18 protein-coding genes are annotated in these 22,746 nt (G+C 37.7%); 7 read left to right on the forward strand and 11 right to left on the reverse strand.

All coding sequences use genetic code 11. From position 1 onward, the window contains the following. Window positions 1-70 precede the first annotated feature (70 nt). The 3 genes from pstA to BTO23_RS03120 form a co-directional block, all read right to left on the reverse strand. A complete protein-coding gene (gene pstA / locus BTO23_RS03110) occupies window positions 71-928 on the reverse strand; it encodes a phosphate ABC transporter permease PstA (protein ID WP_060991331.1) in 858 nt (285 codons plus the stop codon). Window positions 929-932: 4 nt separating this feature from the next. Continuing rightward, on the reverse strand, window positions 933-1,859 hold the full coding sequence (pstC, locus tag BTO23_RS03115; RefSeq protein ID WP_060991330.1) for a phosphate ABC transporter permease subunit PstC: 927 nt from the start codon (window positions 1,857-1,859) through the stop codon (window positions 933-935). Window positions 1,860-1,935: 76 nt separating this feature from the next. Next, complete coding sequence (locus tag BTO23_RS03120; RefSeq protein WP_060991329.1) at window positions 1,936-2,757, reverse strand: phosphate ABC transporter substrate-binding protein; 822 nt, start codon at window positions 2,755-2,757, stop codon at window positions 1,936-1,938. A 419-nt stretch (window positions 2,758-3,176) separates the two neighbouring features. On the opposite strand from BTO23_RS03120, the gene BTO23_RS03125 reads away from it, so the two are divergent. Continuing rightward, complete coding sequence (locus BTO23_RS03125; RefSeq protein ID WP_061002797.1) at window positions 3,177-5,294, forward strand: sensor domain-containing diguanylate cyclase; 2,118 nt, start codon at window positions 3,177-3,179, stop codon at window positions 5,292-5,294. Window positions 5,295-5,341: 47 nt separating this feature from the next. On the opposite strand, the gene moeB is transcribed toward BTO23_RS03125, so the two are convergent. Continuing rightward, on the reverse strand, window positions 5,342-6,091 hold the full coding sequence (moeB, locus tag BTO23_RS03130; protein ID WP_060991327.1) for a molybdopterin-synthase adenylyltransferase MoeB: 750 nt from the start codon (window positions 6,089-6,091) through the stop codon (window positions 5,342-5,344). A gap of 12 nt (window positions 6,092-6,103) precedes the next feature. Next, window positions 6,104-7,348: a molybdopterin molybdotransferase MoeA gene (moeA, locus tag BTO23_RS03135; RefSeq protein ID WP_105062913.1), complete on the reverse strand. Its 1,245-nt coding sequence runs from the start codon at window positions 7,346-7,348 to the stop codon at window positions 6,104-6,106. Window positions 7,349-7,501: 153 nt separating this feature from the next. On the opposite strand from moeA, the gene folE reads away from it, so the two are divergent. Further along, on the forward strand, window positions 7,502-8,155 hold the full coding sequence (folE, locus tag BTO23_RS03140; protein ID WP_060991325.1) for a GTP cyclohydrolase I FolE: 654 nt from the start codon (window positions 7,502-7,504) through the stop codon (window positions 8,153-8,155). A 105-nt stretch (window positions 8,156-8,260) separates the two neighbouring features. On the opposite strand, the gene cls is transcribed toward folE, so the two are convergent. After that, window positions 8,261-9,715: a cardiolipin synthase gene (gene cls, locus BTO23_RS03145; RefSeq protein WP_105062914.1), complete on the reverse strand. Its 1,455-nt coding sequence runs from the start codon at window positions 9,713-9,715 to the stop codon at window positions 8,261-8,263. 307 nt (window positions 9,716-10,022) lie between these two features. Here cls and BTO23_RS03150 point away from each other — a divergent pair, with 307 nt between their 5' ends. Then, a complete protein-coding gene (locus tag BTO23_RS03150) occupies window positions 10,023-11,453 on the forward strand; it encodes a sodium-dependent transporter (protein ID WP_061013836.1) in 1,431 nt (476 codons plus the stop codon). A gap of 141 nt (window positions 11,454-11,594) precedes the next feature. Here the strand turns inward: BTO23_RS03150 and BTO23_RS03155 are convergent, their stop codons facing one another. The 4 genes from BTO23_RS03155 to BTO23_RS03170 form a co-directional block, all read right to left on the reverse strand. Continuing rightward, window positions 11,595-11,993: a YchJ family protein gene (locus BTO23_RS03155; RefSeq protein WP_105062915.1), complete on the reverse strand. Its 399-nt coding sequence runs from the start codon at window positions 11,991-11,993 to the stop codon at window positions 11,595-11,597. Window positions 11,994-12,007: 14 nt separating this feature from the next. Beyond that, the gene (locus BTO23_RS03160; RefSeq protein ID WP_060991321.1) at window positions 12,008-13,210 is read right to left on the reverse strand and encodes an EAL and HDOD domain-containing protein; all 1,203 of its coding nucleotides are present in this window, start codon (window positions 13,208-13,210) and stop codon (window positions 12,008-12,010) included. Between the two features lie 113 nt (window positions 13,211-13,323). Next, window positions 13,324-14,049, reverse strand: a complete 726-nt coding sequence (gene lpxH, locus BTO23_RS03165; RefSeq protein ID WP_105062916.1) for a UDP-2,3-diacylglucosamine diphosphatase — start codon at window positions 14,047-14,049, stop codon at window positions 13,324-13,326. Between the two features lie 64 nt (window positions 14,050-14,113). Beyond that, window positions 14,114-14,611 carry a peptidylprolyl isomerase gene (locus tag BTO23_RS03170; protein WP_060991319.1) on the reverse strand — a complete coding sequence of 166 codons (498 nt, stop codon included), beginning with the start codon at window positions 14,609-14,611 and terminating at the stop codon, window positions 14,114-14,116. Window positions 14,612-14,759: 148 nt separating this feature from the next. Between BTO23_RS03170 and cysS the strand changes: the two genes are divergently transcribed. Together cysS and BTO23_RS03180 are read left to right on the forward strand one after the other, a co-directional pair. Next, window positions 14,760-16,148, forward strand: coding sequence for a cysteine--tRNA ligase (gene cysS / locus BTO23_RS03175; protein ID WP_060991318.1), 1,389 nt, complete (start codon window positions 14,760-14,762; stop codon window positions 16,146-16,148). Between the two features lie 81 nt (window positions 16,149-16,229). Beyond that, window positions 16,230-16,808: a thymidine kinase gene (locus tag BTO23_RS03180; RefSeq protein WP_060991317.1), complete on the forward strand. Its 579-nt coding sequence runs from the start codon at window positions 16,230-16,232 to the stop codon at window positions 16,806-16,808. 90 nt (window positions 16,809-16,898) lie between these two features. On the opposite strand, the gene BTO23_RS03185 is transcribed toward BTO23_RS03180, so the two are convergent. Continuing rightward, window positions 16,899-19,436: a glycosyl hydrolase family 18 protein gene (locus tag BTO23_RS03185; RefSeq protein WP_105062917.1), complete on the reverse strand. Its 2,538-nt coding sequence runs from the start codon at window positions 19,434-19,436 to the stop codon at window positions 16,899-16,901. A gap of 614 nt (window positions 19,437-20,050) precedes the next feature. Between BTO23_RS03185 and BTO23_RS03190 the strand changes: the two genes are divergently transcribed. Then, the gene (locus tag BTO23_RS03190; protein ID WP_105062918.1) at window positions 20,051-21,715 is read left to right on the forward strand and encodes an ABC transporter substrate-binding protein; all 1,665 of its coding nucleotides are present in this window, start codon (window positions 20,051-20,053) and stop codon (window positions 21,713-21,715) included. Window positions 21,716-21,820: 105 nt separating this feature from the next. Beyond that, window positions 21,821-22,741 carry an oligopeptide ABC transporter permease OppB gene (oppB, locus tag BTO23_RS03195; RefSeq protein ID WP_060991314.1) on the forward strand — a complete coding sequence of 307 codons (921 nt, stop codon included), beginning with the start codon at window positions 21,821-21,823 and terminating at the stop codon, window positions 22,739-22,741. Window positions 22,742-22,746 lie beyond the last annotated feature (5 nt).

Below are 22,746 nucleotides of genomic sequence, written 5' to 3' on the forward strand. Positions count from 1 at the left end.
TTAGTTTCCTTACTGGCTGCAACTTCTTTTCGTGCAACCAGTGAATAAATAGTGAGTAATAAGTTTTATATTAATGAGATGCTTTATTTATTTTTTGAGCCAATAGCTTTGTTAGCATATTAATAATTAAGACAAGAACAATCAGTACTGTTGCCGTGCCATAGGCCTGATTCCATTCTTCAATAGTGAAGAGTTCAGTGGTCAACTTATATAGGTGAACAGTTAATGTTCTGCCTGAATCAAATAATGAATCAGGGATCCTCGCAACCATACCTGCGGTTAAAAATACTGGCGCAGACTCACCAATCACTCGGCCGATACTTAAAATAACAGAAGTTAAAATACCAGGCATTGCGCTTGGTAAAATTAAGCGCCAGATAGTATATATTTTTGACGCCCCTAAACCATAAGACCCTTCACGGAAAGTTTGAGGTACAGCCATTAATGCTTCTTCTGTTGTTCGAATAATGACAGGTAAAATTAGAATACTTAGTGTTAATGCACCGGAAAGAATTGAAAAGCCTAGGCCTAAAATCCCAACAAAGAAAGTCATACCAAATAAACCGAAAATAATCGACGGAATACCAGCTAAAGATTCGGTACAGAAACGGATAACTTTAACAAATTTACTGCCAATCTTGGCGTATTCAGTTAAGTATATTGCTGTCATTATTCCTAATGGTGCTGCGACGGCAATAGATGCTAATACCATATAGAGTGTTGCGACAATCATTGGGAAGATACCGTGTTCTTCACCCGTTCGAGTATAATCATCGGTAATGAACGACCAACTTACGTGTTGTAAGCCGTTCGAAAGAATGTACCAAATGATCCAGAATAAGAATCCAACGGTAATTGCGGCTGATAGCCAGATGAATCCCGCTGCAATTTGATCTTTTATGTGACGTTGCTTTTTAAGTTTATTCATTGTCTTATTTCGCCGTTTCACGATTTAGATAAAGAAGAATGCCATTAAGCGACATGATGAAAACTAGCAGTACAACACCCGTTGCATATAACGCGTTAGCATGAATGCCACTTGCGTATGACATTTCAATCGCAATGTTTGCTGTTAATGTTCTTGCTGAGTCTAAGATGCCTTCTGGCATGGCAGGAGCATTACCCATAACCATAATGATTGCCATGGTTTCACCTAATGCGCGAGCAATACCTAAGATCACACCAGTCATTATGCCTGAACGAGCTGCTGGAAGAAGGATGCGGAAAATAGTAAATATCTTAGATGCCCCAAGCGCTAGAGAGCCTTCTTTATAAGTAGCTGGAACAGCTCTAATAGAGGTTTCTGACACCGTAATTACGGTAGGTAGGATCATGACACCTAAAACGATAATACCGGCTAGAATGGTGTTACCTGCAGGGACTTGAAAGACGTCTTGAATAAGTGGAACGATAATAACAAGACCAAAAAAACCATAAACTACAGATGGAATACCAGCTAATAACTCAACGGCAGGTCGAATAATATCAGCAACACGTTTAGGAGCAATTTCTGCAATAAAAATAGCGGTTAATATTCCAACAGGTACACCAACAAGAACAGCACCAAAGGTTGAAACAACAGAAGCAACAATCATGGTGAAAACACCATAGAGAGCTGGTGGTAGCCAATCTTGACCAAATACAATACCGCTTACGCCAACTTGTTGAAATGCGGGGATACTTTCTTTTACGATGAAATAAGCAATGGTTGCTAATGAAACAATACCAATAACAGCACAACTTAAAAATAAACCGTGGAAAATGCGCTCTCTCCAATCAACTCGCTTTTTTTGTCTTAGCGGGCTTTTTGAAGGAGTATCGTGATTTACTGAATTTTGATTATTCATTGCGATGGTCATAATAAATACTCACATGTCGAAAAATTCGAAATGGAAAAAGCCTGACCTTCACAGGTCAGGCAAATTAAGGTAGAAATTAGTTAACTGAGATGTAGCCTTTCTTTTCAACTAGGTTTTGAGCGGTTTCTGCTGTCATCCAGTTTAGGAATTTTTGAGTTTCAACTGATGGTTGTCCTTCTTTGTATAGAACAAGGAAAGGACGAGACACTTTATATGTGCCATTTTTAATGTCGGCAACACTTGGTACTACATTATCAATTGAAAGCGCATGAACTGAGCTATCTACAGTACCTAAAGAAATATAACCAATAGCATATGGGTTACTTGCTACCATTGTCTTTAGAGCGCCATTGCCATTAGCAACTTGAGCTCGTTGTGAAATTGCTGAAACTTTCATACCTGATATTTTTTTCTTTAAGCTCATGATGTCTTCAAATGCACCACGAGTACCAGAAGCTGTATCACGAGTGATAGCAACGATTGGTTTGTCTGCTCCGCCTACTTCTTTCCAGTTTTTTACTTCACCTTTATAGATAGCAGTTACTTGCTCAGACGTTAGGCCTTTTAGCTTGTTACTTGGGTTAACCACGACAGCTATACCATCGTGTGCAACCACTAATTCTTTTAATGTTGGTTCTTTTTCTGATGATTTAAGGTTACGTGATGACATACCTAAATCCGCAGAGCCATTCTTTGCCGCTTTTACACCCGCTGAAGAGCCAGGGCCTTGAACTTCGATATATACGTTTGAGTGTTCTTTCATGTAAGTCTCAGAAAACACTTCCATTAGAGGGGTCACGCTGCTTGAACCAACGGCAGAAATTGTTTCTTTCGCTGATGCTGGTAATGCTACTACTGAACTCAGAATTGCTAGTGCGCCGATAACTGACTTTTTCATTTTCATTTCCTTTATGAGGCATACGTGCCGGATTAAGTTGACGAGGTCACTTTAGAAAATTTATATGACAGTAATATTTCAGTTTTCTTAAAAGTGTATTACAAGGCTATATTTATTTTTATTAGAAAATATGAATTATCTATTTATTCTTAATTATCATATGGATATATTGAGTTTTGTGTATTATTGATTAAAGGAAAATAATGACCCGATTCGTTATTTTATAGTAGTGATCTTACGAATGGTTAGATCTTTGAGTAAGTTTTTAACCAATGATGAAATGTAATTGGTTGTTATTTAATCAATTATTTATTGATGTGTTTCGCAAATAAATAAACGATGCCATTGGTTTATTCGCTTATTTTAAAAAAAATATGCATCATTATGTATTAATCCGAATTGGGTGCTGATAAATAAAAATGATTCAGAATTTTGAACTGACCAACGTTGAGAGTAAACAAACGTTAGAGCAAAAAATAATTCAATGCCATGATAGAAAAATCATTTCGGATCTTCTTTTTTGGTATTTTTCATCTAGCTTTGAAGCTACATCAGCCGCCATTATCTCTTTTCGTAAAGACAGTTATGATTACCATGAGGATTATATTTATGGTGAGCACTTACCTTTAGAGAGTATCCCTATTAGCTTTTGGGTTTGGGCTAATCAGTTTGGTAGTTGTGATGGGTTGGTTGCTATCTCTAGTAACACTATTGGTTGGGATTACAGACAAATATTGAGTAACGATACATTCTTATTTGTATTAGATAGTCATACCTGTAATCGTTCCTATTTAATTATTGAAAATATAAAGATCCCTTCTGACATTTTAGTTGAACGAAGTAAATTGAATTTTTTATATATCGCAGCATCTCAATGGCAATGCATAAGAGCGGAAAGGAATGCGAGTAATGACATTCGTTTAAGAGACATGAGAGCGGCCAAATACTTAGATGAGATAAAAGAACGTGATCTCTTTCTTGATAAAATGAAATTAGTCCAAAATATTTCTCTTAACTTATCAAAACACGAAACATTAGATGAATTGTTTAAAGCAGCGGTTGAAGCAGTTCGAGATGATATGGGGTTTGACCGCAGCGTATTTATGTTGCTGGATTATAAACAGGGATCATTTAGTAGCACTTATGGGACAAATGAGAACGGAGAAACGGTTCGAGAACACCATAAGACATACGATTTAAATCAGTTAGAACCATCCTATATCGAAGCGTTATACAGCCACTCTGAAACGTTAGTCGTTGTTGATCCTGCTCCACTCTATACTGCGGGGGAGGTTGTTGGTGAAGGGTGGAATGCGATGCTGATACTAAGAGGTGAAAATTACCCTGTAGGCTGGCTAGCGTTAGATAATTTTATTCATCGTGAACCGATTACCATTTATCAACAAGAGATGTTGAAGTCTTTTGCTGCATTATTATCTCAGATTTATATAAGAAAGCGACGTGAGCAAGCGGTACGGTTACTGAATATTAGTTTGGTTGGCTTCTCTCGTTGCGAAACATTAAGCGATGTATGTCAAAGTGCGGTTTCTTTTGCTATTAAACATTTAGGAGTGGATCGCCTTGGCATTTTATTAACTAATGAAGACTGTACCAGTTTGCAAGGAACATGGGGAACAGATCAGCAAGGTAACACCGTTGATGAATCTTATTTTTATAGTGAAAACTTAGATGTAGTTCAAGAAGCAATCGATAAACCTGAAACCCTGATATATACCGAATCAGCTCCTATTTTTCATGATATGGAAGTGATTGGTTTTGGCTGTAAAGGAATCGCATTAATTCAAACTACAGACAAGAAACCCTTTGCGTTTGTTGTTGTAGATAATTTTTTGACGAAGAAAGTACTTAGTACGGAAGAAAGAGAAATAGTTAACTTATTCATCTCTACATTAAGTGAGGTATTACAACGAACTCAAGCCACTGAACGATTAGAGAAGTTAAATAAAGAGCTAGAGTTGAAAATTAAAGCAAGAACTAAGCAGTTAGAAACAATGAATGAACAGCTAGAGTTATTATCTTTGCAAGATCCCTTAACTGAGCTTGGTAACCGTCGGCAGTTTGAAAAAAAATTCAATCAGATATTAAAAACACCAAATGCATCAAACGTAGCTGTGCTTTTAATTGATATTGATTTTTTTGGACTTTATAACACTTGTTATGGGCATTTACAGGGAGATAAAGCATTGTTGATGTTCGCAAGGATTTTAAATGATGCTATTAATGCGCTTCCGGGAGCTTCTTTTTGCCGTATAGGCGGTGAGGAGTTTGCAGTGTGTTTATCTGGCGTTAATATTGATGATTTAGAAAAAATAGCGTGCCGTATTCAACATCTATTAGCTGTTAAGAAAATTGAACATAACTTAAGTTCTGTTTCTGAGTTTCTAACTGTTTCTATTGGCTGTATTGTTGCAAACAAAGCCGTCAAAAGTATCGACCATATATATCATGAAGCGGATATTCAATTATATAAAGCGAAAGAAAAAAGGAATTCAATTTGCTGTAAAACGGTTAATTAAAGCTACTTATTTTTAGTAGATAAGTAGCTTTAAAATGACTAGTGAACTTATATAGAGCATACCGAACATGAAGGTTGCTTCATCAACTTCATTTCACGCCAGTTCATTGAAAGGGCATCTAATATTAGTAATTTACTGGTCAGCGGTTGACCATAATTAGTTAATACCTTAATTGCTTCCAAGGCTTGAGTTGCGCCAATAATCCCAACGACAGGGGACATTACTCCAGCTTCAACACAGGTTAATGCTTGTTGACCAAATAAACTGCTTAAGCACTGATAACATGGTTCATTATCTTGATAAGTATAAACGCTTACTTGACCTTCCATCCGTATCGCTGCACCAGATACCAATGGTGTTTTTGACTCAAAGCATAAGCGATTTAATTGATTACGAGTATCTACGTTATCAGTGCCATCTAGCACTAAATCATGATTAGCAATCAGTGTTCGCAATTCGTCATCAGATAAGCGCTTATCAAGAGTCTCAATATGACAATGAGGGTTGATGCGATTCAACGCCATTTTTGCAGAAATAACTTTTTTATCCCCAATGGTTTCATCGCAATGAAGAACTTGGCGTTGGAGGTTAGAAATTTCAACAATATCATCGTCCACGAGGGTGAGTTCTCCCACCCCTGCTGCCGCTAAATACTGACTTGAGGCACAACCTAAACCGCCAGCACCAATAATCAGAATAGAACTTGCTTTTAAGCGCTCTTGCCCATCAAAGTCAAAGTTTCTTAGAATTATCTGGCGATTGTAGCGCAACATTTCTTGATCGGTTAATTCAGTCATCTTTAAATTCTCTTAATATAAAGAAGAGTTAAACAATTCAATAGTGACCATTTCGCCGGCTTCAACACGGCCACGCTCGCGTTCTAACACAACAAAACAGTTTGCAACACTCATTGAGCTGAATGCACCTGAACCTTGGTTACCAGTTGTTGCTACTTCAAATTGTCCTAGAGCATTAATAGAGTAAATACCACGTTGATAGTCTGTACGGCCTGGACGTTTCTTAAATAGTGTTGTTGCGACTGCTGGGATTGATTTTGGTGCTTCCCACTTTGAGTGACCTGCTAATTTAGCAAGCATTGGTTGAACCAATACATACATAGTTAACATTGCAGAAACTGGGTTGCCTGGTAATCCACAGAAATAAGAATTCGGTAAATTGCCAAATGCGAATGGTTTACCTGGTTTAATCGCGAGTTTCCAGAAACCAATTTGCCCTAATTCATCTAGGATATCTTTTGTATAATCTGCTTCACCTACACTTACGCCGCCAGAAGTTACGACCACATCGGCTTCTTTATCTGCTTTTAAGAACACTTCTTTTAGTGTTTCAGGGCAATCAGGGATAATGCCTAAGTCGATCGCTTCACAGCCAAAACGCTCAATTAAAACTTTAATACCATAGCGGTTGCTGTCGTAGATCTGACCATCTTCTAATGGTTGACCTAATGGTTTTAACTCGTCACCAGTAGAGAAGAAGGCAACTTTTGGTTTTGCTACTACGGGAATATCATTAATACCTAAAGAGGCGATTAATGGAATGTCTCGGGGTGTTAAGCGATGGCCTTTTTCTAAAACAGTTTGACCTTGAGCAACATCATCACCAATAGGGCGAATGTTTGTTTGTGGTTTTACATCAGCTAAAGAAAGATCAAACGTGATGTTACCTTCTGAATCTGAAGTCAACTCCTGCATAATTACGGCGTCACAACCTTCAGGGATTTTTGCTCCTGTCATGATTCTGATGGTAGTTTGTGTTGCCCATTCGCCATCAAAAGGGATACCAGCAAAAGATTTGCCTGCAAGAGATAGGGTTAATGATTGTTCTAAATCAGAGATACGAACGGCATAACCATCCATCGCTGAATTGGCAAATGGAGGTACATTAATTGGAGAGCAGATATCTTCAGCTAAGACAAAACCAATCGCATCAGCAAGCGGTAATATAGTTGTATTTGAGATAGGGGAAACTTGAGATAAAAGGGTGTCTAAGGCCGTTTCTACTGGGATCAAACCTTGAGTTGCGCAGCAATCCATCATGATACTCTCTAGATTAATAGTAATAATGACAGCACATTATCATATTTTGCCTCTTAACATCTAATAGACCCAGTAAAATCAGGGTGTATTTATCTGACAGAGCGGGTATCCTTAGCAAAGTTCAATTGATTAGGTTATTTGGAGTATACGATGTCATCATTCAGTGAATCAGCCATTTTAGTGCGTGATGCCCTTATCGCGCGTGGTCTTGAGACGCCAATGAAGGAAAATGGAATTAGTCGTGAAGAGAAAAAAGAACGTATAGAAGAACACATGCGTGAAATTTTAACGCTGTTAAGTCTTGATCTTAGTGATGATAGTTTAGAGGAAACCCCTCATCGAATTGCTAAAATGTATGTTGATGAAATTTTCTCAGGTTTAGATTACGCCAATTTTCCTAAAATTACTGTTATTGAAAACAAAATGAACTGTGATGAGATGGTAAGAGTTAACGACATTACTCTTACTAGTACTTGCGAGCATCATTTAGTTACGATTGATGGTAAAGCAACGGTAGCTTATATTCCTCGTCAGAAAATTATTGGCTTATCAAAGATTAACCGTATTGTTCGTTTCTTTGCGCAGCGTCCTCAAGTTCAAGAGCGTATGACTCAGCAAATTTTAGTTGCACTGCAAACATTACTTGGCAGTGATGATGTGGCGATAACGATGGAAGCGACACATTATTGTGTGAAGTCTCGTGGTGTTATGGATGCAACTAGCAGTACAACAACAACAGCTCTTGGGGGGATTTTTAAAAGAAACCCAGCAACAAGACATGAGTTTTTAAACGGTATTCGTTAATCGACATTTTTATAAAAAAAAGCCCGTGACTTAAATTATTAAGTGGCGGGCTTTTTTACATTTATGTGTCGGATTATTTTATGCTAATAACTTGAATTTTTGCAGTTAAAGCAATGGGCTAAACATAGAAAAGAATCGTTCAGTAAAACGATGTGGTAAATTACGCTGTTGCCAAACAGTAAGTTCAACGGGGGTAGATTGTTCTAAATAGCCATCAAGAACCCAAGAAAGTTGTTTAGTAAATTCAGGGTCATCAACGATTAAGCTCACTTCAAAGTTTAACCAGAAACTACGCATATCTAAATTAACTGTACCAATAATACAATGGCTATTATCAATAACGACGGATTTGGTATGCAATAACCCTCCGTTAAATTCATGGATCTGAACACCGGCTTTAAGTAGTGTCTCAAAGAAAGATTTAGATGCCCAACTTACCATCAATGAGTCATTTTTCTTCGGTAAAATTAATTTAACTTCAACACCTCTGTGGGCTGTAGTTCGTAATGTATGAAGCAATATTTCACTAGGCACAAAATAAGGGGTTGTGATTGTAATTGATGTTCTTGCTTGGTTAATTGCAGTGATTAAGACTTGTTGAATAATATCATCAGGCATCCCTGGGCCAGATGGTACCACTTGAGTTGTGTGATTGAATGGGTCTATTGAAATAGGGCATTCAGGCTGAGTTGGTAATTCACGGATCCCAGTTTCTACTTCCCAATCCCATGCATGTATTGTATTTAACACAGCGACATTTGGACCAGTTAAACGGATCATGACATCAACCCATTGTCCAACACCTGAATTTTGTTTGAAGTATTGTGGATCAACCAAATTCATTGAGCCAGTATAAGCGATTATATTGTCGATCACGACGATTTTACGATGCAGGCGCAAGTCTAATCGTCTAAAAAACATACGAAAAGGACTAACACTGAGTGCTTCTACAATATTAACACCTGAGTTTTTAAGCAGTTTAGGCCAATGACTTTTAAAGAAATCGATACTTCCCGCGGAGTCTAAAAGTACATTAACAGTAACTCCACGTTTTGCCGCTTTAATTAATGCACTTGCAACACTGTCAGCTAGCCCACCATGATGCCAAATGTAAAACTCCATATTGATTTCATGTTCTGCTTTTTCAATATCCCGAACAATAGCGGTTAAAATTTCGGCAGGTGTATTTAGTAACGAAAGGGTATCCCCACTTAACGCGGGAATGCCTAATCTATTGGAACAGAGATTATGAATAGCTGAAATCCGATGAGAAATGGACTGGGGTTGGTGGTGTTGGCAGTTATGCACTTGTGCAAACCATTCTTCATAAGGAGTAAACATAGCTCTGGCACGCTCACCACGTGTTCGTCCAAGGTTAAGCTCTCCAATTAAGAAGTACGCCATTACCCCTAACACAGGGATGATATAAATGATCATTAACCAAGCTAAAGAGACACCAACAGGCCTTGGTTTAAAAACAACACGTATTGTGACACCGGCAACGAGCAGCCAGTATAAGATAAAACCAATAAGAGTAAGCGCTTGATAAAATTTATCCATTAGCCTTTGTCATTGAAATAGTAAATGAATCTCTATTAAATCAGGTGTTGTAGGAAAAGAGTAGATAAGGAAGGAAAAATTTACAAAATAAAGTTTACTGATGGTTTTGTAGACATTTAGGTTAAAAAAGAGAGCTGTACGTTAAAAAATTTAACCTAAGGGGTTTCAATTTTATTCCTAAACTGTTTTACTTGCAATATTGAGTGTTAACCAAACCTTTTTTAAGTGTACACTTTTTTGTACACCATTTTGATGCTCATATACAAACACAGTGCATATACAACAATATAGAATATTTGGAGAACTTGTGGCTATGAGTAATACCACTAAGCCCCGTGATACCTGGGGTTCAAAATTAGGATTTGTAATGGCTGCAGCAGGATCTGCTGTTGGTTTAGGTAATATTTGGAAATTCCCATATACAGCTGGAGAGAATGGTGGTGGTGCATTTGTTGCTATTTACCTATTCTTTGTAATATTTATTGGTTTTAGTGTGATGTTGACTGAGTTTGCTATCGGTCGTCGTACTCAAAAATCAGCGGTAGGTGCGTTTAAATCGACAGATCGTCGTTGGACTTTTGCTGGTGTTATTGGTGTAGTTAGTGGCTTATTGATTATGGGTTTCTATCCTGTAGTCGGTGGTTGGGCCATTGCTTATATTGCTAAAGTGGGTACGGGTCTATTAGACACTCCGGCCGCTATTGGTGATAGTTTTGGTGCTTTCATCTCTAACCCTGTAGAGCCACTTATGTGGATGGGCTTATACCTACTTCTAAACATTGTTATTGTAATGAAAGGTATTTCTGGCGGTATAGAGAAAGCCGGCAAAATCTTAATGCCTTTATTATTTATTATCTTAATTATTGTTTCTGTAAAAGGTCTAATGCTTCCTGGTGCGATGGCAGGTCTTGATTTCTTATTTAGTCCTGATTTTTCTAAAATTGACAGTAATGTTATTCTTGCAGCATTAGGTCAAGCGTTTTTCTCATTATCTCTTGGTATGGGCTGTATGATGACTTATGGCTCTTACTTGAAGAAAAAAGAGAATCTAGTTCAAACAACAGCGATGGTTACGGCAATGGATACCGGTGTTGCTGTTCTTGCGGGTGTTGCTATGTTTCCTGCAATGTTTGCATTTGGAATGGCACCAACTGCGGGGCCTGGTTTAGTATTTGTTGTTGTACCACAAATATTTGCAGAAATGGGTGGTTTGATTGGTCTTCTGCTTGCTTTACTGTTCTTTATTGGTTTAAGTGTAGCAGCATTGACATCTTCAGTATCTCTATTAGAAGTAGTCGTTTCTTACTTAATTGATGAGAAGAAATTTACTCGAATTAAAGCGGTAATTGCTGCAAGTTCTGTAATGGCTATTTTGTGTGTGTTTGCTTCATTATCTTTAGGTGGTCTTGGTCCAACGCTGTTTGATACAGGAGCGTTTGATATCTTTGATTTATTAACTGATAAGATATTCCTAGCGGTTGGCGGTATGTTGGTATGTATCTTCGCTGGTTGGAGATTAAAGCGTGAAGATCTTGAAGATGAAGTAACAAATGGCGGTGAAATTAAATTTCCACTATTTGGCTTATGGTATGCACTAGTTAAGTATATTATCCCTGTTGCAATCGCAATCGTTGCATTCATGGGGATCTCATCTGGTTTTGATGGTGGTAAAGGCCCAATCATGCTGTTAGGTGTCGCTATTATTGCTGGTTCAGCTCTTATCTCTAAGAAGTTCTGATCTAAGATAAACCATCGTAAAGATATCGAATTATAAAAATATAAACGAGAGTTTTATGACTCTCGTTTTTTTGAACTCATCGAAATAAAAAAGCCTGATACGAATACCAGGCTTTGATGTATTTAAATGTAAAGGTATGGTTTATTCAATCTCGCCATTAACGTAGTACCACTTTCTGTTTTCTTTTAGAAAGCGAGAGTGTTCTTTCAATTGATGTAATTGTCCATTTTCAGAGTAGGTTGCTTTAAAAGAAACAAAACCTTCATTATCGCTAGTCTCTGATAAGTATGAAGACACTACCTTCAGCTTTCGCCAATCAAGCTCTATAGATTCTTCTATACCGTCTCTAAATTCTTCTGCGTGACAAGAAGGATGGTAGGTATCGATAATATATTGAATTAATTGTTTTACATGAGCACTGTAACGAGAACGCATTAGTAATTCTGGTGTTATTGCTAATTCATGGTTGTTATGAATTGGCTCACAACAAACTGAATAGTTTTTTTTGGTGCCACATGGACAATGATTCGCTTTAGACATTATGAGTTCGTTCTCTATTTTGCTATGTCATCTACCCATTCAGCAGATTCTTTATAACAGGCTGTAAATTCTTGTTCGGTAATTTTCAAAGCAACACAACATTGAGATACCGTAGTCCAACTTGCTTTTTCATAGCTCTCAATTGCTAAGATTAACTTACCTAAAGAGCCTTGACGCTCTGTTAGTGCTAGCTTTATTTCAGTCGAGATAGGCAGATGTTGAATCAAACTGTTCAAAGGCTGATCTAACAAAGGCTCTAGTAGTGAGAATAAACCTACTAAGAATGCTTGGCTTGGTTCGAGATCTATATTAGTTTTATTTACAATTAACTCACATAATTTTGCACGATGTATCGAAAGAGTATAGAGAGATTGCGGTTTATGCTGTGTAGCATGAGCTACTGCAACAAGCGATACAAATTGACGTAATTTCGTTTCGCCCAAATAGACAAGAGCCTGTTTGAAAGAGGTAATTGGCTTATCAATAACTGAAGATGCATTAACAAAACGCAGTAATTTATAAGACAATGAGACATCTTGAACTAAGTATTTTTCAACGGCTTTAAAATCAACAATTGGAGCTGAAATTTCTTTATACAACTGCATTATTGATAATTGATTTGGTTGAATTGCTCGCTGTTGTAGCATTTCTGGTTTACTAAAAAAGTAACCTTGAAAATAAATAAATCCAGCGGCTTTTGCTTGCTCAAATTCTTCATAAGTCTCTACTTTCTCAGCAAGGAAAGAAATATTGTATTTTTCACAATGACGAATGAATAATTTTGCCTTTAAAATAGGCGTAGTACGAATATCAAACTTAATAATATCGATATAAGGTAAAAATGGAGTCCATTGAGGATTTGGTTCAAAATCATCAAGTGCTAATTTATAACCACGCTCAGAAAGGGTTTTAACTGCATTAAGTAAATCTTGATTTGGGATGCAATCTTCAAGGATCTCAACCACTAGATTATGAGAGTTAAACAGCATTGGAACTAAATTAATTAGGCTTTGTTGAGGGAAATTTACAAAGCCTAATTTGTCATTGATTGCATTACACTGTGAGCTTAAAAAATGATCAGATAGTAGTCGACTTGTTGCTTCTTCTGCTTCTACTGCGGGAAACGTATTTTTTGGACCATCTCGGAATAATAATTCGTAACCAATCGTATTTTTTTTGATGTCTAAGATAGGTTGACGAGCAACATATGAATACATAAACGTTATTCTCTACAGCGTGTTGAATCGAATCTGGCCTCATCATAATCTCTTTATTAAGAAAAGACTATGATTCTCCTTATTCCAGAATAAGAGTGAGTGATTAATGTGATTTATTTAAAACTTTTTTCATGAAGTGTGTATATATTGTTCTTATATTCAAGAATCGAACCTTGGGTATACCAATCGCCAAGCACAATACGAGTCATCTCTTGATTATTACACGTAAAAACATGGGTGTCAGGGCGATGAGTATGGCCATGTATCAGCCTTTTCACACCTTCTTCAGACATAATTCTTTCAACTTCACTTTGAGTGACATCCATAATCGTTAGTTCTTTATGTTGCTTCTTTTCTTTGATTTTATCTTGTACGTTTTTAACGATACGTTGACGTATAAAAAGAGGGATACGATTGAACACCCATTGGAGCCACGGCTGGTGAACTTTTGCACGGAACTCTTGATATTTGATGTCATCAATACAAAGCGTATCACCATGCATGATTAACACTTTTTCACCATCCATATCAATTACGGTGTGATCTGCTAAAAGTTGAACTCCGGTTTCTTTACAAAAACGTTTATTCAATAAAAAGTCTCGATTTCCTTGAATGAAGTAGCATTCAATACCTTGTTGAGTTAACGCCTTAAATGCATCTTTAATTACAACATTAAATGGTGAGTTATCATCATCGCCAATCCAGAATTCAAATAGATCACCTAATACATAAAGCTTTTTTGCGTGGATAGCTTCATTGCTCATAAAATCTAGAAAGCAATCGGTAATTTCAGGTCTAAGAGGGGAGAGATGGAGATCAGAGATAAATAAAATAGTCATAAAATGCTTTTGGTTTAATAGGATGATGCCAGCTTTAATTTATAAAGCTGGCATAAAAACAGAATTATTCTGTAATTGTAGTACCAGTGATGAATACTTCTTCAACTGGAACATCTTGGTGTACATAACCGTAGTTACCTGTTGCAACACCTTTGATTTTATTTACTACGTCCATGCCTTCAACAACTTCAGCGAATACACAGTAACCCCAACCATCCATAGACTCAGATTTAAAATCTAGGAATTTGTTGTCGTTAACGTTGATGAAGAATTGAGAACTTGCTGAATGCGGTTCCATAGTGCGAGCCATTGCTAATGTGCCTACTTTGTTGCTTAGGCCATTGTTTGCTTCGTTTTTGATTGTTGCACGGCTAGTTTTTTCTTCAAGACCAGCTGTCATGCCGCCGCCTTGAACCATAAAGCCATCAATTACACGGTGGAAAAGAGTGTTGTCGTAGAAACCTTCTTGACAGTATTGTAAGAAGTTAGCACAAGTTGCTGGTGCTTTATCTTCGTGAAGCTTAACTGTGATGTCACCAAAAGATGTGTGAAGGATGATCATGAAATTACCTTTGTAATTGTATTTAAATAGAATTTGATTTTACCTAAGATTAAGGAGGATCTACAGGGAATTTTCTTGCTATCATTACTTAATATAGGTTTAATAGCCTTTATATATCCTTTAAACAAATAATGAGTAAAAAAAGAGCATGTTGAAAATATATAACTCACTTACACGTCAAAAAGAAGAATTTAAACCAATTACCGAAGGTAAAATCGGTATGTATGTGTGTGGGGTTACCATTTACGACTTGTGTCATATTGGTCATGGCCGTACGTTTGTCTCTTTTGATGTGATTTCTCGTTATTTACGTTTTTTAGGTTACGATCTTACTTTTGTTCGTAACATTACAGATATTGACGATAAAATTATTAAACGTGCTGCTGAAAATAGCGAGACGTGTGAAGCATTAACTGAGCGTCTAATTGCTGATATGCATGCTGATTTCGATGCACTAAATATGAAACGCCCAGATGTAGAGCCAAGAGCTACTGAATATATTACTGAAATTGTAGAGTTAGTTGAACGTTTGATTGAACGTGGTTTTGCTTATGTTGCATCAAATGGCGATGTAATGTTTGAAGTGAAAAAGTACGACGAATACGGTCGTCTCTCTCGTCAAGATCTTGAGCAACTTCAAGCTGGTTCTCGTGTCACTATTGAAGAAGCAAGCGTGAAACGCAGTGGCATGGATTTCGTATTATGGAAAATGTCTAAGCCTGGCGAACCGACATGGGAATCTCCATGGGGGCCTGGTCGTCCAGGTTGGCATATTGAATGTTCTGCGATGAACTCTTCTATTTTGGGTAATCACTTTGATATTCATGGTGGTGGTTCTGACCTTATGTTCCCACACCACGAAAATGAAATTGCTCAGTCATGCTGTGCACATGATTCTAAGTACGTAAATACTTGGATGCACAGTGGTATGGTAATGGTTGACCGTGAAAAAATGTCTAAGTCATTAGGCAACTTCTTTACTATCCGTGATGTATTAGCGCATTACGACTCAGAAACGGTTCGCTACTTCTTAATGTCTGGTCATTACCGCAGTCAATTGAATTACAGTGAAGATAACTTAAACCAAGCTCGTGCATCACTAGAGCGTTTGTATACCTCTTTACGTGGTCTTGATTTAACGGTTACTGCTGCTGGTGGTGAAGAGTTTGTTTCTCGTTTCTCAACGGCAATGAATGACGACTTTAATACACCAGAAGCTTATTCTGTATTGTTTGAAATGGCGCGTGAAGTAAACCGCTTGAAGACAGAAAACGTCGAAGCCGCATCGAAGCTTGGTGCTCTGATGCGTGAATTAGCTGAGGTTTTAGGCTTATTATCTCAAGATCCAGAAACTTTCTTGCAAGGCGATAGTGGTAGCGATGATGAAGTCGCTGAAATTGAAGCATTGATTAAAGCTCGTAATGATGCTCGTGCAGCAAAAGATTGGGCAGCCGCTGATGCGGCTCGTGATGCTATCGCAGCATTAAATATTGTTCTTGAAGATGGCGCTGAAGGTACGACATGGCGTCGTAAATAAGATAAGCAGTTTTATATAAAGGGCTGGTATTTCCAGCCTTTTTTATTACCAAATTTTTAAACTTTAATAGAGGACACATTTGTGGCTCAAATGTACTTTTATTACTCGGCAATGAATGCGGGTAAATCAACAACACTTCTTCAATCATCTTTTAATTACCAAGAGCGCGGAATGAACCCAGCGATTTTTACTGCTGCTATTGATGATCGTTATGGTGTAGGGAAAGTGAGTTCTCGTATTGGCTTAGATGCAGATGCACATTTATTTAATACCGATATGAATTTGTATGAAACGATTAAAACACTTCATGAAGAAAGTAAATTGCATTGTGTTTTAATTGATGAGTGTCAGTTCTTAACAAAAGAGCAAGTTTATCAATTGACTGAAGTGGTCGATAAACTGCATATTCCAGCGTTGTGTTATGGACTGCGAACTGACTTCTTAGGTGAGTTATTTGAGGGCAGTAAGTACTTATTATCATGGGCTGATAAATTAGTTGAACTAAAAACAATTTGTCATTGTGGCCGTAAAGCTAACATGGTTATCCGCACCGACGAACATGGTGTAGCGATAGCGGATGGTGATCAAGTCGCTATTGGCGGTAATGAGCTATATGTATCGGTTTGCCGAACTCATTATAAAGAAGCGCTAGGTAAGTAATACTTGCTCCAATAATTTTTCTTGATAAAGAAAAGGCCCAGATCATCATAATGAATTGGGCCTTTTTTATAGTAGTTTTATAATAGAGTACTAATTACAAGTAGAAATGCCTACTTCCTTCCACACTCCCCATTCGCCAGAAGTTGATGGGTCGTTACCTTGAGTCCACCATTTTGCTTCCCATGTTTTTCCTGCTTGAGATACTTGATTGCCACCAGTGTAAACCGCTGTTGCATCCCATGCATTGTCACAAGTTACAGGTGGATTTCCAGCATCTTTTAGTACAGTAACGTTTACTGTTGCTGTATGTGATGCTTGACCATCATTTGCAGTTACTGAGAATGGTAGCGGAGTATCTGTCGTATAAGGACCTGCAGTAAAAGTTACTTTAGAGCCGGTAATTGTAGCATTAATTCCTGACGGAACTGTCCACGTAAATGTTAGTGGATCGCTATCAACATCAGTAGAAGAAGATGCATCTAGTATAACGACATCACCTTTATTGACAGAGCTTGGTGCAATAATTGCTGCCACTGGTGGGGTATTAACAGGTCCTGTTCCTTCAACGGTTACTGCTACAGAGACTAAATCAGAAGCTGTTGCGCCTTCATTATCTGTTACTGTGAGAGTGAATTGAAGAGTTTCAGATTGAGTAAGCCCATCAGTTACAAAGCTTGCATTAACCGTATTTTGGTTCGTTAGTGTTACTGCTGGTCCAGAGGTTTGAGCCCAAGCATAAGAGGCAATAGTTCCATCACTGTCTGATGATAAAGAGCCATTAAGCTGAACAGTGGTAGGTGCTGTGATTGCAATATCGATTCCAGCATTAGCAAGTGGTTTCTTATTTTTAGGAGGAGTGACTGTACCGTCACCAGCAAGACCTTCTTGCATTGCATTTAGAATATCACCATTATCAGCGTCAATTTCCCATGCAAATAAACCACCTAAACCGAGTGAACGAACGTATTCACCTTTAGCAAGTACAGATTGTTTATTATCATAAGTGATTAAATCACCATTGCTTGGGTCATAAGCATATGCCGCTTGAGCAATATCATCATAACCAACTTCAACGCCTGCTTTATTCACGTAATTAGATACAACATCTTTGTAATCAATTACACCTGCTTCCCAAGAGCCAGCTACCTTACCATTACCAACACCAGTCATTGGGTTTGTTGGATCGGTCATGCTGTCACGAGTAACTCCACTCCAACCACGAGCATACATTGCTGCACCAACGACTAATTTTTTAGCGTCAACACCTTGAGCAAGTAATAAGTCAATCGCATTAGTGATTGTATAAGCAGGGCCTTTACGAGGTTCGCCTTTGTCATCTAACCCTGTACCATCACATTCGGCTTGCGACATATGAGAACCACAATTTAATGCAGTTTGATGGCCAACAACATTATTCCAACCGCCGAAGAAGTCATAAGTCATCGCAAAAATATAATCCATATATTGAGAAGCTGCTGCATAATCAACATCTTCAATCTTATCGTAACCAGCACCAATGGCAGAAGTTAACTCATAAGTTTTTCCGGTTTCTGCACTTAGTTCATCAAGCATTGTTCTTAGTTCTTGCATTAGAGCTACATAAGCAGGGCCGTCATTTACAGGATCACCACCAGTTGCACTTGCACCATCACCACCAGGGAACTCCCAATCGATATCTACACCATCATAAAATTTCCATGTTTTAAGGAATTTTTTAACTGAAGCTACAAAGATGTCTCGTTTGGATTTATCAACAAAGTCATAGAAAGGATCTGATAAGGTCCACCCACCGATTGATGGAACAATTTTAAGATCAGGATAGCGTTGTTTAAGTGCCATCATTTGACCATAAGTTCCTTTATAAGGAGTACTATGAACATGACCTGATTGAGGTTGTGGCATTTGAACCGCAGCCCATGGGTCATGAATGACGACTTCGTAATCAGGAGTACCAGCACAAGCGCGGTTTAGTGCTGCTAAGCTATTGCCATTCTCTATTTCTCCTAATGATGGGTTAGGGCCACAAATAGGAATAAAGCCATAAAGGATATGAGTGAGGTTCTGTGCTGGAATTTGGTCAACAGCAAACTTACGACCATAAACCCCCCATTCAACAAAATAAGCACCAGAAACCATACCTGTAGGAGTCGTGTAATTTCCATTGGCTGGATCTACATTCATTGGCAATGGGTCTAAATGACTGCCATCTGTATCTGCAACTACAATATCTTTAGGAGCACTTGTACTACATTCCTCTGCGGCTCCTGTTCCATTACATAGTTGAACCGTCATTGAATATTGGCCGCCTTGTCTTATTTGCAAAACGGTTGATGCTTTTTGTGATGCTGTTGCTGCAATCGCTTCTTCATGAACGATTTGACCATTTAATAAAACTTTCCATGTTTCAGCTGATTCGCCAGACCAACGATCCCAAGTTACTGGTACTTCAGCAAACTCTTTTATTGTAACTAAACTTTTATATGAAGTTGCCGCTTGATCTACATCGATAATTGAAAAATCACTTTCCATCCAAGAAATAATGGCTTGGCCAGGGACGGCTGCATAGCTTGGAGCTGATAGAGCAAGGGCTACTGCTGCTGAGCAAATCCCTAGTTTATTTTTAAACATAAATAACATCCTTGATTAATTAACCCTTAACGGATTTCTGCTGAAAAATTCAGCATTACTACTATCTTTGTTTATATTTTATAAATTACCAATTGTGATGCTGAGTTTGGTAGCAATCTAGGATAATCAACATGTTTGATTTGTAATGCAGTCAAAATAATGAAGAGTCGGTCTAAAATTTATGCTTTATGTATTGCGTTACTTAAGGAGCTTAATTATTCGATTTAATTAACTTTTAAGCTCTTAAATCGACATTGGTTAGTGTCTTTATCTATCTTTTTGGTGAATTTTTGGTTTTCTATTCTTATTTTTAATGTTCTTTTAGTAGAAGTAGTGTGAAATTTTATTTTTTTATAGTGCAACTGCGCTCATATTTACTAAAAGGTTAAAATGTGGTCGTTTATACTGCTGATTGTGATGTTTTTAAAAATTATCAGGCGTTTTGTAACAAAAATGTGGCAAATTACTTCAATGATTGATAATGTTTCCCACAATTCTTCGAAGGTTTTTATGTTTTTTAAGCGTATTTCACGTTTTTAGATAATAAATGATTGGCAAGTCGTTTTGCCCGAAGAGTGTCATGGATGCTAAATAAAATGTATTGGAGTTAATGCATGTATAAGAATAAAATAACACAAGCGATCTTGCTTGGTGGCCTGTCACTAACACTTGCTGGCTGTGGAGATAAAACCGCAGAGCAACCAGTTAAAGAAACTAAACCTGCTGAAAAACCAATGTCGACCGAAGTGGTTTACGCTGATGTTCAAGAGCTGACTCGTGGTAATGGTACTGAAGTCGCAACTCTTGATCCTCACAAATCTCAAGGTGTGCCTGAATCTCACGTTATTCGTGATTTACTTGAAGGTCTTGTTAACCAAGATGCTGAAGGTAACACTATTCCTGGTGTCGCAGAAAGTTGGGAAACAACAGACAACAAAAAATTCATTTTTCACTTGCGTAAAGACGCTAAGTGGTCAAACGGCGATCCTGTAACTGCGGATGACTTTGTATACAGCTTCCAACGTGCTGTTGATCCTGCCACTGCATCTCCTTACTCTTGGTATATGGAATATACTAAGATGGCGAACGCTAAAGATATCGTTGCGGGTAAAAAAGACAAGAGTGAGCTTGGCGTTAAAGCGATAGATGCAAATACGTTAGAAGTTCAACTTGATACTGCTGTTCCTTATTTTGTTAAAATGATGGGTCATACAACAGTAAAACCTGTTCATAAAGCAACGATTGAAAAATTTGGTGACCAGTGGACTAAGCCTGGCAATTTTGTTGGTAATGGTGCATATGTTGTTAATCAATGGGTTGTGAATGAGCGTTTAGAATTGGTTCGTAATGAACAATATTGGGATAACGCGAATACGAAAATAAATAAAGTAACGTTCTTACCTATTGAAAATCAGGTTTCAGAAATGAATCGTTTCCTTTCTGGTGAATTAGACTTTACAAATGAATTGCCTGTTGAGCACTTTAAACGTCTGAAAAAAGAAGAGCCAGGATCAGTTTCAGTTGTTGGTAGTCTATGTACTTACTACTATTCATTTAACACGAAAAAAGCACCATTCGATGATGTTCGTGTTCGTAAAGCAATTTCTTATGCTATTGACCGTCCAATTATTTCTGATGTGATTTTAGGACAAGGTCAAAAACCTGCGTATTTCTTAACACCAGAAATTACAGCAGGCTTTAACCCTGAACTTCCTGCCTACGGTAAAATGACGCAAGATGAACGTAATGCTGAAGCAAAACGTTTATTAGCAGAAGCAGGTTTCGGTCCTGAAAACCCACTGAAATTTACACTTCTATATAATACATCTGAAAACCATAAGAAAATTGCAGTTGCTGCAGGCTCTATGTGGAAGAAGACACTTGGCCTAGAAGTTGTTTTAGAAAACCAAGAATGGAAAACCTACCTAGATTCAAAAGACCAAGGTCAATTTGAAGTGGCACGTGCCGGTTGGTGTGGTGATTACAATGAAGCATCTGCTTTCTTAACATTGATGGTTAGTAAGAATACAACTGGTGGTCAGCATTATGGAAGTGCTGAATATGATGCATTGATTGAAAAAGCATTAGCCTCAACATCAGAAGAAGAACGTACAGCTATCTACCTACAAGCTGAACAGCTATTGGCGAAAGATATGCCGATAGCACCGATCTACCAGTACGTTAAGTCTCGTCTATTATCCCCACAAGTAGGTGGTTTCCCAACCGGAAATGCGGAAGAGAAAATCTACTCAAAAGATCTATATATCAAAGCTAAGTAATTATTAGTAACTAAAACTATAAAAAAAGCCACTGCACGCAAGATAGCGTGTAGTGGTTAGATCTATCTCTATTTTATTTTTTGTCACAGACTGGAAGAGTGAATTATGTTTCAATTCATTATCAAACGGATCCTTGAAGCAATCCCAACTATGTTGGTATTGATCACCATCTCATTTTTCTTAATGAGGTTTGCCCCTGGTAACCCATTTTCTACTGAGCGTCCACTTCCACCAGAAGTAATGGCGAACATTAATGCAAAATATGGTTTAGACAAACCAGTATTTGAACAATACACCACCTATCTTGGTAATATTTTACAAGGTGATTTTGGACCATCATTTAAATATCAAGATTATACAGTAAATGAGCTTGTTGAAGCTGCATTACCAGTATCTGCGAAAGTCGGTTTCTTTGCTTTTATTTTTACGGTTGTTCTTGGTGTATCTATAGGTACATTAGCTGCATTGAGGCAAAATACTTGGCTCGATTATAGCATTATGTCCACCGCCATGGTCGGGGTGGTAATGCCATCCTTTGTATTAGCCCCAGCACTTATTTATCTATTTTCTATTGAGCTTGGTTGGTTCCCTGCTGGGGGCTGGCATGATGGTTCATTTAAATACATGTTCTTACCAATTATGGGGATGTCATTTCTTTATGTAGCAACATTTGCTCGTATTACCCGAGGTAGTATGATTGAAACGCTTAATAGTAACTTTATCCGTACAGCTCGTGCAAAAGGGTTAAGTTACCGCTACATAGTTCTAAAACATGCGTTAAAACCAGCAATGCTTCCTGTTGTTTCTTATATGGGGCCGGCATTCGTAGGTATTATCACTGGTTCAGTTGTTATCGAAACCATTTTTGGTTTACCGGGTATTGGTAAGTTATTCGTAAATGCAGCTTTCAACCGTGATTATTCGTTAGTAATGGGGGTGACTATTTTAATTGGTTTCCTATTTATCTTATTCAACGCCATTGTTGATGTATTACTAGCAGTAATTGACCCGAAAATTCGTTATTAATAGGG

The sequence above is a fragment of the Aliivibrio sifiae genome (genome assembly GCF_002954715.1).
Lineage (GTDB): Bacteria > Pseudomonadota > Gammaproteobacteria > Enterobacterales > Vibrionaceae > Aliivibrio > Aliivibrio sifiae.